Source organism: Paenibacillus sp. PSB04 (assembly GCF_025809195.1).
Classification (GTDB): domain Bacteria; phylum Bacillota; class Bacilli; order Paenibacillales; family Paenibacillaceae; genus Paenibacillus_AQ; species Paenibacillus_AQ favisporus.
Genome location: NZ_CP081301.1, coordinates 4692071 through 4706976, shown reverse-complemented (window position 1 = coordinate 4706976; position 14906 = coordinate 4692071). Strand labels below are relative to the sequence as shown.

At 47.1% G+C, this 14906-nt stretch carries 18 protein-coding genes and 1 pseudogene; 6 read left to right on the top strand and 13 right to left on the bottom strand.

Going from position 1 to position 14906, the window contains the following annotated elements:
* Positions 1-234: 234 nt before the first annotated feature.
* Positions 235-567, bottom strand: a complete 333-nt coding sequence (locus tag K2F33_RS21825; protein WP_089547588.1) for a winged helix-turn-helix transcriptional regulator — start codon at positions 565-567, stop codon at positions 235-237.
* Positions 568-772: 205 nt separating this feature from the next.
* Here K2F33_RS21825 and K2F33_RS21820 point away from each other — a divergent pair, with 205 nt between their 5' ends.
* Positions 773-982 carry a hypothetical protein gene (locus K2F33_RS21820; protein WP_076164794.1) on the top strand — a complete coding sequence of 70 codons (210 nt, stop codon included), beginning with the start codon at positions 773-775 and terminating at the stop codon, positions 980-982.
* Positions 983-1281: 299 nt separating this feature from the next.
* On the opposite strand, the gene K2F33_RS21815 is transcribed toward K2F33_RS21820, so the two are convergent.
* Genes K2F33_RS21815 through K2F33_RS21795 form a run of 5 tightly spaced genes read right to left on the bottom strand, consistent with a single transcriptional unit; the run spans position 1282 to position 3839 of the window.
* On the bottom strand, positions 1282-2049 hold the full coding sequence (locus K2F33_RS21815; RefSeq protein ID WP_263878571.1) for an ABC transporter permease: 768 nt from the start codon (positions 2047-2049) through the stop codon (positions 1282-1284).
* On the bottom strand, positions 2050-2808 hold the full coding sequence (locus K2F33_RS21810; RefSeq protein WP_076164790.1) for an ABC transporter ATP-binding protein: 759 nt from the start codon (positions 2806-2808) through the stop codon (positions 2050-2052).
* A 15-nt stretch (positions 2809-2823) separates the two neighbouring features.
* On the bottom strand, positions 2824-3174 hold the full coding sequence (locus K2F33_RS21805) for a DUF1048 domain-containing protein (RefSeq protein ID WP_263878570.1): 351 nt from the start codon (positions 3172-3174) through the stop codon (positions 2824-2826).
* 12 nt (positions 3175-3186) lie between these two features.
* Entirely contained in the window at positions 3187-3534 is a 348-nt protein-coding gene (locus K2F33_RS21800; RefSeq protein WP_263878569.1) for a DUF1048 domain-containing protein, read from the bottom strand.
* Complete coding sequence (locus K2F33_RS21795; protein WP_313958198.1) at positions 3531-3839, bottom strand: PadR family transcriptional regulator; 309 nt, start codon at positions 3837-3839, stop codon at positions 3531-3533. The genes K2F33_RS21800 and K2F33_RS21795 overlap by 4 nt, the downstream gene beginning before the upstream one ends.
* Positions 3840-4312: 473 nt before the next feature.
* On the opposite strand from K2F33_RS21795, the gene K2F33_RS21790 reads away from it, so the two are divergent.
* Positions 4313-4915 (top strand): TetR/AcrR family transcriptional regulator, encoded by a 603-nt coding sequence (locus tag K2F33_RS21790; RefSeq protein ID WP_263878568.1) that lies wholly within the window; start codon positions 4313-4315, stop codon positions 4913-4915.
* 5 nt (positions 4916-4920) lie between these two features.
* Positions 4921-5673 carry a type I methionyl aminopeptidase gene (gene map, locus K2F33_RS21785; protein ID WP_263878567.1) on the top strand — a complete coding sequence of 251 codons (753 nt, stop codon included), beginning with the start codon at positions 4921-4923 and terminating at the stop codon, positions 5671-5673.
* A gap of 109 nt (positions 5674-5782) precedes the next feature.
* Here the strand turns inward: map and K2F33_RS21780 are convergent, their stop codons facing one another.
* The gene (locus K2F33_RS21780; RefSeq protein ID WP_412974008.1) at positions 5783-6658 is read right to left on the bottom strand and encodes an SDR family NAD(P)-dependent oxidoreductase; all 876 of its coding nucleotides are present in this window, start codon (positions 6656-6658) and stop codon (positions 5783-5785) included.
* Between the two features lie 134 nt (positions 6659-6792).
* On the opposite strand from K2F33_RS21780, the gene K2F33_RS21775 reads away from it, so the two are divergent.
* Positions 6793-7242: a MarR family winged helix-turn-helix transcriptional regulator gene (locus tag K2F33_RS21775; protein ID WP_263878565.1), complete on the top strand. Its 450-nt coding sequence runs from the start codon at positions 6793-6795 to the stop codon at positions 7240-7242.
* A 78-nt stretch (positions 7243-7320) separates the two neighbouring features.
* Here the strand turns inward: K2F33_RS21775 and K2F33_RS21770 are convergent, their stop codons facing one another.
* The 4 genes from K2F33_RS21770 to K2F33_RS21755 all read right to left on the bottom strand — a co-directional run bounded on the left by K2F33_RS21770 (position 7321) and on the right by K2F33_RS21755 (position 11448).
* Entirely contained in the window at positions 7321-8544 is a 1224-nt protein-coding gene (locus tag K2F33_RS21770; RefSeq protein WP_263878564.1) for an RNA polymerase sigma factor, read from the bottom strand.
* A 236-nt stretch (positions 8545-8780) separates the two neighbouring features.
* Entirely contained in the window at positions 8781-10520 is a 1740-nt protein-coding gene (locus K2F33_RS21765; protein WP_263878563.1) for a Rieske (2Fe-2S) protein, read from the bottom strand.
* 307 nt (positions 10521-10827) lie between these two features.
* Positions 10828-10974: a hypothetical protein gene (locus tag K2F33_RS21760; protein WP_263878562.1), complete on the bottom strand. Its 147-nt coding sequence runs from the start codon at positions 10972-10974 to the stop codon at positions 10828-10830.
* Positions 10975-11007: 33 nt separating this feature from the next.
* Positions 11008-11448, bottom strand: a complete 441-nt coding sequence (locus K2F33_RS21755) for a DUF5946 family protein (RefSeq protein ID WP_163875431.1) — start codon at positions 11446-11448, stop codon at positions 11008-11010.
* A gap of 368 nt (positions 11449-11816) precedes the next feature.
* Here K2F33_RS21755 and K2F33_RS21750 point away from each other — a divergent pair, with 368 nt between their 5' ends.
* The gene (locus K2F33_RS21750; RefSeq protein WP_263878559.1) at positions 11817-13289 is read left to right on the top strand and encodes an MFS transporter; all 1473 of its coding nucleotides are present in this window, start codon (positions 11817-11819) and stop codon (positions 13287-13289) included.
* A gap of 115 nt (positions 13290-13404) precedes the next feature.
* Here K2F33_RS21750 and K2F33_RS21745 read toward each other — a convergent pair.
* Positions 13405-13563: pseudogene (locus K2F33_RS21745) on the bottom strand (SAM-dependent methyltransferase); the annotation flags it as partial.
* A 100-nt stretch (positions 13564-13663) separates the two neighbouring features.
* Here K2F33_RS21745 and K2F33_RS21740 point away from each other — a divergent pair.
* A complete protein-coding gene (locus K2F33_RS21740) occupies positions 13664-14059 on the top strand; it encodes a hypothetical protein (protein WP_263878557.1) in 396 nt (131 codons plus the stop codon).
* A gap of 94 nt (positions 14060-14153) precedes the next feature.
* Here K2F33_RS21740 and K2F33_RS21735 read toward each other — a convergent pair whose 3' ends face one another.
* Positions 14154-14747 (bottom strand): TetR/AcrR family transcriptional regulator, encoded by a 594-nt coding sequence (locus K2F33_RS21735; RefSeq protein WP_263878555.1) that lies wholly within the window; start codon positions 14745-14747, stop codon positions 14154-14156.
* Positions 14748-14906: the final 159 nt, after the last annotated feature.

The following is a 14906-nucleotide window of genomic DNA, read 5'->3' as shown; positions in this document are numbered from 1 at the left end:
TGTCCTCCTCTTCATGGGTCCCAATATTTGGTTAGCTCAAGCTTAGCATCGCTTCAATAGGATGTTAAGAACCCACTTTAAAGTAGGGGACTTACTTAAAAGTAAGTATGACGGGAAGGGATACAATGCTTTTTCAGGAGTGTGACTGCTGGGAAGCAAAAAGCTGCCCGGAAATCCCGTGGCAGCTTTAATTTGGAGTGGATTGAATTCGTGTAGAAGTTCATTAATTCCGCTTTATGACGCCGGCTCTTCATACTTCCGCTTATTATGATTCTCTCCCCAAGCACACATGACTTCCGCAACAGGAATCAAGGTTTGGCCGTATTCGCTAAGGGAATATTCAACTCTTGGAGGGACTGTCGGGTAAACCGTTCGATCGACTACGCCTTCTCGTTCCAAATCCCGGAGATGTTGTGCAAGCATTTTTTGCGAAACATCAGGGATAAGCTTTTCCAGATCGCTGAACCGCTTTGTAGAATCAATCAAAAGCCATAAAATCATCGGCTTCCATTTGCCACTTAATACATGAATGATGGTCTCAATCGGACATTCACGCTGATGAATCATTGATGAATCATCCCCTTACCTGTAAGTAAGTACATTAACTACAATGAGCATAACAAAATTTTACATTAGCCCCTATAATCAAGTCAATCCATAACCGTCTGAAACGTATTGGCAACCCCCCATCCCGAGTACTTCACGGTGTCCAAGCATTCCTGCATGAAGCGGAATACCTTATGATATCCACTTCAAGTTAGGAGCTGATATCATGAGCCGTTTTCCGGATGTGGTCATTATCGTCAGAAGCAAAAAGAATTTTGCCAACATCGGCAAAGTACGTATTATAGGTAGCGCGTCCCCTTGCCTCAGTACTTTAAAAGTAGGGGCACCCGTAAAAGATGCTGTACTCTGTCTGCTTAAAAACGGGTTTGTCATTACGGAACAGAAAAATATTGGTGTTTTCTTCCGTATTCGATAAGTGGGGTCTAGCGGTGTTGCCTGGCGCAAGCAAAAATCTCCCTATTGTCACTAATAAATAAGCAGCAGCCAAGGACGAGAAAACAATAGTCCAGACTGCTGCTGTTTTATTAAAAGCCCGCGTCAGTCTATTGAATGATCGGTGCTAACCTTCGATTGCCTGGTAGACCGCAGCCCAGAAGTCGTGGATAAGATGCTCAGAACCCCGGGTTGACATCCCAACTTGGGTGGTTTGCTATGTTCTATCTCACTGAAAGGTCTGCTGAATTCGAGATGGCAGGAAGGATGGAGAAGACCATGTTACGCCCGCTTTTTATACGCCCTCATCGCAAAGATATAAGCGACGAGCATAATGCCGACGCACCACGTCAGAGCAATCCAGATATCATTGCCTACCGGTTGATTGGACAATAGTGCACGGATGGTTTCTACGATAGAGGTGACCGGCTGGTTTTCGGCAAAAGCGCGAACGACCTTCGGCATCGAATCGGTCGGCACAAAGGCCGAGCTGATAAATGGCAGGAAGATCAGCGGATAGGAAAATGCGCTGGCCCCTTCGACCGATTTTCCGGACAATCCGGCAATTGCTGCGACCCATGTCAAAGCCAGTGTAAACAGCACGAGTATACCGGTTACAGCGAGCCATGGCAGAACCCCTGCCGAGGAACGAAAGCCCATGATGAGCGCTACGAGTATGATGACGACAAGAGAAATCATGTTGGATACCAGCGAGGTCAGCACATGCCCCCACAGCACGGCGGAACGCGAAATCGGCATGGAATGGAACCGCTCAATGATGCCCCGCTGCTTATCCATAAACAGGCGGTAAGCCGTATAGGAAATCCCGCTCGCAATCGCAATCAGCAGGATGCCGGGCAGCAGGTAGTTCACATAGTTATCCGTACCAGTATGGATTGCGCCGCCAAACACATAGACAAACAGCAGCATCATCGCTATCGGTGTGATGCAGACCGTAATGATGGTGTCCATGCTGCGGAAAATATGACGCATGGAACGTCCAAGCATAACGCCCATATCGCTAAAAAAGTGATTTTTGACTGTCTCCATTTACATAGCCTCCTTCTTGCCGACGATTGCGAGGAATATCTCTTCTAATGTCGGCTGTTTTTCTACATACTCCACCTTTGCGGATGGGAACAGCTTTTTCAGCTCAGAGAGCGTGCCACTCGCAATAATCCGGCCTTCATGCAGAATGGCTATACGATCGGCGAGCTGCTCGGCTTCCTCCAAATACTGCGTGGTCAGGAAGATCGTCGTGCCGCCGCCGGCAAGTTCCTTGACGGTCTTCCAAACTTCGATACGGGCCTCGGGGTCAAGTCCGGTAGTCGGCTCGTCGAGGAAAATGATCTGCGGATTGCCCACAAGGCTCAAGGCGATGTCGAGCCTGCGGCGCATCCCTCCCGAATAAGTAGATGCCTTGCGGTCAGCGGCGTCTGTCAAGCCGAAGCGTTGCAGCATACTATCCGCGACCTGGCGCGGATTTTTGAGGTGCCGCAGCTTGGCGATCATAATCAGATTTTCCCGTCCCGTCAATATTTCGTCCACGGCGGCAAACTGCCCGGTCAGGCTGATCGATTGTCGTACCCGGTCGGGCTTTGATGCGACGTCACAGCCGTTTACGGTGGCGGTCCCTCCGTCCGGTTTGAGGAGCGTGGTGAGGATTCTGACCATCGTCGTCTTGCCCGCCCCGTTAGAGCCAAGCAGGGCGAAAATCTCACCTCGCCCCACTTCAAGATCGACGCCTTTTAGAACTTCTGTGTCCTTAAAAGATTTTCGCAGACCTTTCACTTCAATTGGTTTTTCCATCCGGGTACCCCTCTTTTACTTTGTTTTATCCGTTGCCTTTTTTATGGCTTTGTTACTTTCTCGGGCAACTGATTCCTGATAGATGTCAGCGTAAGTTTTTGAATCTTTGATGAGATCGTCGCAGAAAGCCGCTACGTCTCTTCCCGTTACTTCGAGCACGCCTTTCCCCAGGGCAGCACCCTCTTCAAAAAGATCGACAATTCCCGAGAGTAAGCCGGTCCCTTCGGTTAGCTCAACAGGGCCTACTTTAAAGAGATATTTTTGAATCTCCTTATACACAATCTGATAATCCCGCGGGAGCGCTTTGACTCGCGCCACGTGCGCCCGCCACTCTTTTTTGCCTTCGATGATATCTCGTATACTCATGTGATCCTCCTTCTATTTGCCTAATTTCTTGGCGATATTATGGTTGAGCTGCTCGCGCCACTTGTCACGAAAAGACTTTGCCCCTTCTTCGCCGGCCAGCGCTGAACAGAAGCCTTGGATGTCGTCACCCAAAACCTCTTGAACACTCTGGCCATCCGCCGCAGTTTCTTCAAGCAGGCCTAGCACACCGTCAAGAATCGGCATGAGGTTGCGACCGGTAAAATCGGAATGCACCCATAGGTTGGCATTAAGTTTTTTCCACGCCGCTTGATAATCGGCAGGCAGCTTTTGGGCTCGCGATTCAAAAGCTTTCATTTCTTTGGTCATGTCGCTGCCGGTGATTTTTTCCCAAAAATTCATTTTTCCTTCTCCTTTAACTCGTTTATTTTGGATGATACAAACTCCCATTTTTCCCAGAACCTCCGCAGCTCCTCACGCCCCGCGTCGTTGATCGCGAAAAACTTACGCGGCGGTCCCATGTCGGAAGGTTTCTTGGTGATCTCCACCAACTTGTTTTTTTCAAGCCGGATCAGAATGGTGTATACCGTTCCTTCCACAACATCTGTGAAGCCGAGGGCGTTCAGCTGCCGCGTAATTTCGTAGCCGTAGGTTTCTTGGCGGCTTATGATTTCAAGGACGCAGCCCTCAAGCACGCCTTTAAGCATTTCCGTTAAATTTTCCAACACAATCGCTCCTTGCTATTCTGTGAGACTGGTATGAAGTAATACTTACTACCGCTATAAAGTATCACGTAGTAGTTAGTATTGTCAACGCGTTTCCCGACGCATTATCAAAAATAGGCTTACATTTGATTTTCCATCACAAGCTGCCTCTTATTGTCGGGTATTCTGAATGCTGAAACAACGTCCTGCAACCCAGGCATTGTTAAAAACAAAAAAAAGTCGCAGTTATGCGACTATTCTCTGTGTATGTTCTTGTCGTCTTACATTTTTTGAATCCAGACTACAAAAAGCGGCTGCTCCAGAATCTCGATGGCCCGCACCCCGTTACACCCGCAGTTCTCGGTATCCCAAAATGACCATTTCATTTCTGCATTTCTTTCTGATTGCGCAAATCCGTCACATGATGTATATTGTTTTTACATTGACATTACTGCAGGTCTAAAAAAGGAGGAGCCATGTCACCTCGTACCAAAGAACAGAATGACGCAATCCGGGAAATGCGGATGAACCAAATTATGCAGGCAGCGGCGGAAGTATATTTGGAGAAGGGTATCCAATTGGAAATACGCGATGTTGCGGTTAAGGCTGAGCTCGGCTACGGAACCGTGTATCATTACTACAAAAATAAGCACATGCTTTTGGAAGATTTATTGTGGGATGCCCTATATCGAACGGAGTCGGCAGTACAGCCCGTTTTGACCGGAGACGGCAACAGTTTGCATAAAGCGGAATCGTTCTCGAGGCTGCTTCTGAAGGAATGCATTCAAGATCCCTCCGTATTTATATTGCTTAAGACGGTTGCGGATAATTTTCATCACTTCCCTGGTAACCGGTTTATCAAGCTGTCTGACCATTTTCAGGAGCGGATCTATATGCCGTTTGCGGAAATGATCCGTGAAGGAGTCGGTTCCAAGTCATCGGAGAAGACAGCTAATCTGATATTTGGCTCGCTGGTTGGCTGTGCAGCATTGAACATCCACCACAATATGCGCAACGAGATGGATGTCGAAGGAATCATTGACGTGATTTTTTCAGGCATACAGGCAAAGGAGAGATAAACGGAATGATCACCCTGAAATCGAAAGCGGAAATTGAACAAATGAGAAAAGCCGGCCGAATTGTCGCTGCTTTTCATCAAGCCATTGCGGGAATGATCCGGCCGGGAGTCTCAACGCTCGACATTGAGTTGTTCGCTGTGCGGTTCCTGAAGGAGAATAACGCCAGGGCTTATACGGTCGGCTACAACGGATATCCGTATGCGACTTGTGCGTCTGTCAACGACGTCATTGCGCACGGTTTTCCGAGCCCTAAGCCACTCAAGGAAGGCGACATCGTCACCATCGATATCGTCGCGGAGGCGGATGGCTGGATCGGCGATTCAGCTTGGAGCTATACAGTTGGCGAGGTATCGAAAGAAGCCCGTAATTTAATGCGGGTAACAAAGGAATGCTTATACCTTGGTATCGAAAAGGCCGTCGTCGGAAACCGGATCGGCGATGTGATGCACGCGGTTCAAAACCATGCGGAGCGCAACGGCTACTCGGTCGTGCGGGATCTGCTCGGTCACGGAGTGGGACGGGAGATGCACGAGGAACCTAATTATCCCCATGTCGGGAAGCCGGGCAAAGGGTTCCGCTTGAAGGAAGGAATGGTTATGACGATTGAGCCGATGATCAATGCCGGAAAAGCATTCATGACGGTTGATGCCGACGGATGGACTGCCAGAACTGCCGACGGCTCACTTTCTGCGCAGTACGAGCATACGATCGCCATCACTGCGGATGGACCGATCATATTGACCGAGCAAAAGAATTAGATTCAACCAAACCCTGCCAGCACATAGCCGGCAGGGTTTTCGTCTTTCTTAATATCGCCCTTCCCCTTTTCATCGTAATTGTAACACGCACCATCTCAGCAAGATGATCTCAAAGTTTTTTTAAATAGGGCTTTAACAATGATTCAGTGGCATTCCATAACAGCCTTTGCGTGTTGGAATCCCCGCCGGGATGCACTGGAGTGATCGCTTTCCCGGAACCGACATTAAAATATCCGCCAGTGACGCCCCGATACCTTGAATCCGTGACCAATTGAACGATGATCCCCGCACCTCTCCGCGGATCCCCAATTTTTAAAAATCGCAATGCTTTCTCGAGAACCGACGAAAACGCTAGCTCACGACCCAGGCCCGTTACGTTGAAACCGGGATTCAGCGCATTCACCGTGATGCTTGTTCCGTCCAACCGCCGCGACATTTCACCCGTAAACATGATATTCAACAGCTTCGTCTTTCCATAGATCTTGGAGGAACCCCATCGCGAAAACTCCGCGGTGTCCGTAAGGTCTTGGGGCAGCTTAAGTTCCCCGTGATGGCGGGAGGCTTCGGAAGCTACATTAATAATTCTTGCTTGCTCAGCATTCTTCAGCGAAGGAAGCAGCAGATGCGTCAGCAGCCACGGCGCTAAATAGTTGACCGCTACCATCTCCGGGTATCCATCCTTGGTAATACGTTGCTCGAAACCATGCAAGCCTGCATTGTTTACCAATACATCAATTTTAGGATAAGCCGAGCGTATTTCATCCCCTACCTGTCTGACTTGGTCCATGAGTGAAAGATCACCGAAAAAAAAGTCCACCTTTGCGTTGGGGGCATGCTGGCTAAGTATATCTCTCGTTATTTCCGCTGCCCTTTCGCTCCTCGCCGTTAATATGAGATGGGCGCCTTGCTTAGCCAGGCTAATGGCTGCCAGTTGTCCTAAGCCTCTCGTCGCCCCTGTTATCGCAATAATTGGCTCTGACATGATTCATTCCTCCCCGATTCCTTACTTGGATGCATTGAACTTGATGAGTGCTTATATCTTTCATATAATTGATATATCTCAACTATATTTATTTATTTGATATATGTCAACTATTTTGGAATCGATGGGAGTTTATTATGGACAACAACAATCACGAAACCGGGAGAGCGCAGCTGGAACTTCATCTTGGTCAGCAGTTAAATGCCCTGTTAAGCGCATCCCATGCCCTTCATGTAAAAACGGCGGCTGTATTTGATCCGAATTTGCAGCCCGCTGCGTTTCTGCTGGTTCGATGGCTTCTAGCCTACGGTCCGTCCAGCGCTACCTCATTGGCTGATTCCTTGGCTATGGACCGCAGCTCCGTAAGCAGACTCGTCGCCCAGCTCAAAAAAACAGGTTATGTTCATAGTGAACCCGACCCCCATGATCGCCGCGGCGTCGTGCTGTCTGTAACTGATTTGGGACGCGACAAAACCGTTCTGGCCATGAATGAAAAAGGAGCTGAATTTTATCACCGCATTTCGGACTGGGACGACTCCAGCCTGGAGGCTTTTATTCAGATGCTTAAGCGCTTTAATGGTTTGTAAAATAGAACGTTCAACAAAAAAATCACCGGCATACGTGCCGGTGATTTTCAACCTCAGATGGTGCCCTTATACAGGCAATCATCCACTGATATACTCAACCATTTTCTTATGCAGTTCCAATTCCGAACATTGAAAGATTCCGTTAAAATCATGCGGATTACGGATCACTTTGTTTAATGTATCCATTCCATATTGCCCAACAACAAATTCGACGAACATATAGGAGAACTGGAATCCTTTCATCGTTTCAAAATCCCAAGTATCGTTATTTAACTCATCAAATGACGGGATCGCCAAATTGCGGATGGCATCTTCTGTCGAGCCTTTAATAAAGTCTTGAGTCATTTGTTTCGCTTCGTATCCGCCTATCCCCTGCCTAATCCATTTCGGAGCCGCTGGATTAATTTCATTGATTAACCACATGGTGAACAGATGGACCGTGCTTTTCAGGATGGATTGATACGTATGCTCAGGTCCTGGATTCAACGGTGATACGATTTTAAGAATATGTCCTTCATATGTGCCCATAAACCAATTGGGTGCATCAGCTTCACCTACAGCTCGATGAAACGTTGGAAGATCCGGGTATATTTCAATCACTATCTTTTGTGATGGATGGTGGTTGTATTTTGTCGAGATACGCTCTACATTATTGCTGAGTTCAGCAAACAAATCTTGTTGAACCTTTTTCAAACGTTTGCCCGTGCTCTCACTGCCACCCTTATCTACAATTGAAATCAAATCTTGAATAGACATGATGGTAATTTCCCCCCATTCTTTCAATTCCTTTTTCAGTCTTTCCAGTGATCTGTACAATCTGTTCTTTACGGCACTCTCACGCATTCCAACGATTTTGGAGATTTCAGATAAGGTGCAATCCACAAAAAAACGTAGTGAAATTATTTCTTGGTCAACCTCATCTAATTCTTTTAGCGCTGCTCCAATATCAATCCGAAAATCAACAAATTTTGTAAACTCAAGGGAGATCGACTGAGACTCATAATCTGTAAAATCAAAAGGAGATTCTTTTTTTCGTGACAACCTCCGGTATTCGTTTTTGACCGTATTCTGAGCAATCTTAAATATCCACGTGAACAAATTAGAGCTGCCTTTAAAGCTCTGAATGTTTTCGACAGCTTTCAAAAATACCTGTTGAGTCAAGTCATCCGCAACCATCGGGTTTAATTTCAGCGAAAAATAGTTGCGGATTCTTTGACGATACTGCTCATACGCCCTTTCAAAGCTTGTGATGACCGCCTGTTCATCCGGATAAACAGGTTTTGTGTCGTGAGCTCCTGACATGATGTGAACCTCCTCTTGATTTACAATGAATTAGACACCAGAGGGAGCCAAAAAGCCACGTACATTACAAAAAAATATTATGTAATTACATCGCTATATCTTCTACAGCTTAAATCAGCTCTCAATAGACATGATCTCTTTTCTATACAAAAGAAAATAGGCCACCGATCATATCGAAAGCCTATTTTCAGCACAATTCATTCTATATCACAGGAATGACATAGTCACCGAATCCCCTATTCTTCCTCGAACAATTTCTCTCCGCGATGGAGCCGCCATGCAATTTTCGCCGTATGAGGCAGCTCACGGGAAGTCGGAGCATGCGCTGCCAAATAACGGGTAACTGCAAGGATCAGCGTTTCGCACGCCTTCTCAGCAAACGGCCCAGACTCGGATGCCCAGCGGTCATATTCCGCCACGGCTGCCTCGTACATCTGGAAGGAGTGGAATTCCGCATCCTCTCGCAGCAGTGCATGACCCAGGACGTTGAATAATGGCTCCGGCTTACCGCCGCTGCGCAGGTAACGCATCACCCATGCCGCCGCCGGAGCCACTTGCTGCTGCTTATCGAGAATCTCCAGCAGTTCCGAGGGCTGCGGTACTTCTTCGCTCGCGCTAACTGCACTTGGTCTCGGGGCAGCCGGGATATTCAAAAACCGGTCGAGGTAAATGGTAACCGCCGTATGAAAAATCCCCCGAACCAGCCCTGGATCGGCGGAACGAATCAAGCCTTCATGAACCGCGTGAGCATGGGTGAACGTGTGCAGTACCGAAATCCAGTCTCCGAAATCGTTATGGATATGGAAGCGGACGATCCGTTCAGCCGCAGCCAATGCGGCAATTTGTGATATACGCACCGGAGAGGCGCCGCCGAGCAAAGCCTCCTTTAACAAGCGAACCGTCCGAAGCGGATCGTCTCCGAGCAGCGCTTGAAGCAGTTCCTCCTCGTCAATGCCGAGGCCCCCTTTTCCAGATGAAATTCCCTTCCCGGACAACTCCTCGAACGCTTCCTTCAACGGCTGAACCAAATTGACCGGAGATTGCCAGCTGTGAAGCTCCTCGCTGCGCGATGCGTTCCCAAACATCGGAACGAGCGAAGCGAGGACATCTGCGCGCTGATCGTGTCCGACATACTTCAAGCTCTCAAAAGCTTTATTGTGGAAATCCAGCGTGTGGCCTCCATTTATATAAAAATGGTCCGTCGCCGCCATGCTCATCATGGAGAATAACCGGCTCTCATCCGCCCCCGCCTGAACGGCGGTCAGAAGCACCCGTTCCGCGCCGCGCGTATCCCGAACCTCGATGCACTCGCGGTACCACTCCGTTAACCGTTCTATGGAGACGTCTGTATTCGGAAGCGGATCGAGCAAGAAGCGCGTTCCGCTTCCGGCTGAATCGCGCGCCGTGTGCAGCAATCCTTGAAACAACGCAAGGATCTGGCCCTGCTTATCCAGCTTAGGCAGAATGTTGGTCATCGCAGTCAGAATCGTTAATCCGGAGCCCCATCCTTCCCTGCGCTGTTTGACTCCAAATTCGATCCCGACCACCGCGATTTCCTTCCCTGGAACGCCCGCCTCCATTAATCCGACGATGGCCTTCGCGATGACAAGACCGATATTTTGCTCAAGTCCGCTTAGAAGCCGATCCTTATACAGTTGTACTTGATTGCCATTTCGGGAACTTGGGTTGACCCAAATCAATCCGTCATGAACGGTAAGATCATGTACAGGAACATCGTCCGCCCAAGGATCGAGCGTTCCCCCGCTGCATACATCAAACCTTGCATGATGCCAATGGCATGTTAAAATTCCATTGCACAAACTGCCCATGTGGAGAGGAAAACCGAGGTGAGGACATCGGTTATCAAGCGCATGCACTTGATCCTCGTGATAAAAAACGACGATGCCCCCTTTGATCAACTTCGGCCCTTGATTTCGAAGCTCTTCTACCGACCCCGCCTGAATCCAACCATTCATGAAAACGCCTCCATTTTTGAATTCATTTGCTTTCCATGTATACAGATTATATGATTTCAAACACTTATTAAACATTTTTATTTAAAAAGTTGATAAATTTTTAATATGTTGATTTCAGATAACCAGCAACATGCTCTTGTCCTCTGATACTGCTCTCTTAAGCCTGCAATCACAGAACAAAAAAACCAGTTTCACAGCGTGAACTGTGAACTGGTCTTTCTTCATACCCTGATCTTAACAAGCAATTTATCGTTCTCTGACTCACTTAAAACTTTGCAGTACAGGGGATGTTCTTTTCGGTCTATTCCTACCCTTTCAAGACGGCAGATGTTTGCTTCAACGACTGATCCGCCAAAATGGCCAGACGCTCCACCGAGCCGTCCTTCAAGTCAGGTGTAAATACGCTCAGGAACTGACAGGAGCTGTCATGGACAGAGAAAAGATGCGTCGACAATTAGATGCTTTCCTTAGCTCATGATTAAAAGTTTTAAATCTTTTTCAAAACAAGGGGTCCCATCTCTTTCAGCGTAGTACGCCCCCACTGCTCGATGAGCTTGCAATAGCTTTCGGCGTCATACATCTGCGCCGCCACGTCAGCGATCGTCATGGTCCAAGATATTTTGGGGAGAGGCTGCGCATCCAATGGCCTTCGAATCCCCTTCGTGCTTCCGGGTCCTTTGGCCATATCTTGGCGAATCAACTCCGTAGCGCAGCCTTCCTCCAAATGCTTCTGTAATGCGGATTGGACCCAAGCATACATCTCATCGCTATAACCTTGGTGTTGGACCATGTAGGAGGCAACGGTGAGAAAGTGAACCCGTCCATAGCTGGGATCGTTGAATTCAAGTGCCAAAAATTCGTTGAAAATCGATTCGCAGGTGATCCCCTGAGGCAGAACGGCGTTGCATAAAACACAAGTATTCGGCATGTATTTTTCTCCTCATCCACTCGCATTAATAACCCCTTAATGTTAAGCGTCTTTCTAATCCATATTTTTTCAAATCATATTATTAGATGCCGCTGACTTCTTCCTTCTCCGTAATCATAAACCTTCACCTTGCGAGAGAGTCAATAGCTAATGCGTGTAGACAGCTCAAAAATAGATGCTCCATTTTCGGCGGCATTCATTTTCTGAAGTGTTAAAATTGTGCAAAGCCTCAAGCAAGATGAAAAAAGCGTTTAGGAGGAGTAGCATGATATCGGCTGACTTGAAACATACGTATGATCAGGTGCTAATCGAAAAAAATCCTGGCTGTTGGACCATGGGAGAAACAATTCCAACGAGGAGGTGCCTTTATGATCACACGTAGGAAATCGGGTAAATGGTCCGTATTGTTTGTCGTCACGCTGGTTTCCTTTATCACGAATCTGGATGCGACGATTGTGGTCAATGGTCTCCCTCCGCTCATGGAGGATTTGCATCTTTCGCTGGAACTTGGAATGTGGACGCTTACCTCGTTCTACATCACAAGTACTGTATTTTTGCTTCCTGCCGGCCGTTGGTCAGACATGTTTGGAACGAAACGGATTTTTCTATGGGGATTTGCTTTATTCACTGTAGCTACCGCTCTTTGTGGTATGGCGGGTTCCGGTACGATGTTGATCCTCGCTCGTCTGCTGCAAGGAGCAGGGGCCGCTATGGCGATGGCAGCATCCACCCCGATTCTGATGCGGACCTTTCCTCCCCAAGAACTTGGAAGAGCCCTTGGCATCAACAACATCGCATGGGTGACCGGTTCTCTTCTCGGCCCTGTTGTTGGAGGGGCACTCATCGGCGGGTTCGGCTGGCGCTCCATGTTCTACGTTATCGTTCCGCTCGGAATCTTGGGCTTGATCGCCGGATTTTTTATTTTAAGAGAATCTGCGGAATTGCAAAAAGCCAGGACGGACTGGCCAGGCTTACTTACCTATGGGACAGGATTAACCGCTTTTCTCATTGTCTTGTCCGAAGCGCAATCCTGGGGTTGGGCAACGATGATAACGCTTGGGCTGCTCGCGCTTGGAATTCTCCTTTGGACCGCATTCGTTTTCATTGAGAAAAAAGTCCGACACCCTTTGTTTGATCTAGGTCTCCTCGGCTATCGGGATTATACAATTGGGCTTGGAATCACGGCAAGCTATTGCATCGGTTATTTTGCTGTTTCCATTCTATTGACACTGTATTTGCAAGGTGTTCAACACCTCAGTCCCTTGGAAGCAGGGCTCATGTTGATCACTTTATCCGTACCCCAACTGTTCACGGCTCCATTAGGAGGCAAACTTGCGGACCGTTTCGGCCCGGCAAGAATCATATTGCTCGGTTCGTTTCTAATCGGTCTTTCCATCCTATTACTCGGACAGCTCGGTCCCGAGATGTCGAGGGCAGCTGTCATCATTCCGCTTATGATTATATCTGCAGCAACCGGGCTCTCCTGGCCATCGCTTGCGAAAGCTGTGCTGTCAGCGGCTCCACCAAATCAAGCCGGACCTGCATCAGGAGTGTTCTGGACCGTTTACAATATGTGCCGTGCGATCAGCCAAGCGCTTGTTCTCGTCATCATTCAATGGGTGGCGAAGTCTGATGTTGCTTCTCATTTGTTGTCGGGGGCCCAGAATCATGACATGAGTTCATCAAGGGATGCCCTTATTCATGCGACGAATGTTGGTTTTCGGTTGTTCGCAGCCTTTCTTGCACTCGCCATCCTGCTTGGACTGTTTTTACTGGGCACGCAAAGAAAACGGCAAGGGACTCGCCCGATTAAAAATTCGGAAAAGATAGAGTTTGAATGATAGCAAATACAAGGAAATACAAAAAGAAAAGAACCGGATCCCTAGGAGAATCCGGTTCTTGTAATCGTAAACAAAGCCCAACGATTGGCCCTATAACAACATATAGAAACACCCATTATGCTTTAGGTTTTACGGCTCGTGTTGCAATAAAGCTGTTTGTATAGCGGTCCAAGAGCTTTTCCCCTCCGAAGGTATCTTCGTAAAACCCGGCAATGACAAAACCGGCATCGATTTGACCCTGCAATTGCTGCTCCAACGTGTGACCGAATTCAAGGGGTATTCCATTCTTTGCAATCTCTTCTCTAGTTTTATACAAGTTATGCAAGAAATTATGTATAATCACATGGGGCGATATCACTGAAACGGAGGTGGTTGTGACAACGAAAAGAGTCATGGGAGTCATCATTGTTATTGCAATCGCGTTTATATTCTTTGATTATATTCATAAGTCTGATCCAGAAAAGACCCTAGATTTCTACCTTAGAAGTCTAAAACAATTACATATCGAAGAAGCTTATCAATGTATTGTTTTTGAAAATGGATTTGCTGAGCCATTCGAAAGTTATAAACGAAATGCGATTTCAAACCAAATCGTGAGCTACTCCATTAAAAAGTTCTTTGTTTTAGGAAAAGACAGTTACGTTGCCTTAGTTGCATTAACCGAGCAAAATAAACCAAGACCCAGAGATATTACTTTCACGCTGAAAAAGTTTAATGGCAAATGGAAAATACTCTTCCCCTCCTATAAAAGTCCAAATATTCTCTACTAAGCCGTCTCCATTTTGAAGATAGGATCATTTCAATCCCCCCTATACGCTAAAAAGTCATAAACACAATGATGTGATTATGACTTTTTGGTTCTCTTCAGCTGGCTGTTTGCTCCCAAAATGGAGCCAAATTGACGGATAAAACCTCAACAACCTCTTCAAACATCGTTTCCACTGAGTGATCTTGAGGGTTCCGGCTCCACAGTAAAACCGTTCCGAACATGCCCCAACTGATAACGAGTGCTGCAGCTTCTAATTTTTCTGGCGAAAAGCCCTGTATATCCATTTCATTGACCCGTTTAAGCAGGAGTCGATGAAGATCCTGATGTATCACATTTTCAAGCATCGCTTCAAACGGTTTGTCTCCCGGCGTACTACATTGTTGAAACCGCAAAAGAAACTCGAATAGGGTTTGAAGAAGGGTTCGCAAATTGTTCGCATTGCATCTTGTTTCTTCCGGCAGTCTATCCATTATTGCCATTTGGAATTTTTCCTTCATCCAATATTCAAGAAAGTCATATTTGTCATGAAAATGAGCATAAAATGTTGTTCGATTTACAGCTGCTTGTTTCGTGATATCTTGCACAGATATGGAGTAGAGGCTTCTCTTTTTCTCTACCAAATCGTTAAATGCCTGAACGAACAATTGACGGGTTCTTATAACACGCGGATCTTCGGGATTTACAGACATGTGTACCCCCTCTTTCTCTTGAACTTAAATAACAGACAAAAGGACAACAATGTTGGGAACAGGACAAAAACAGCGATTTGCAGGTTGTTCGCGCGGGCTCATTCCTTTTAACTAAACTTATACGATTATGATTGCACATGCAAAATCGTATGGCAAGAA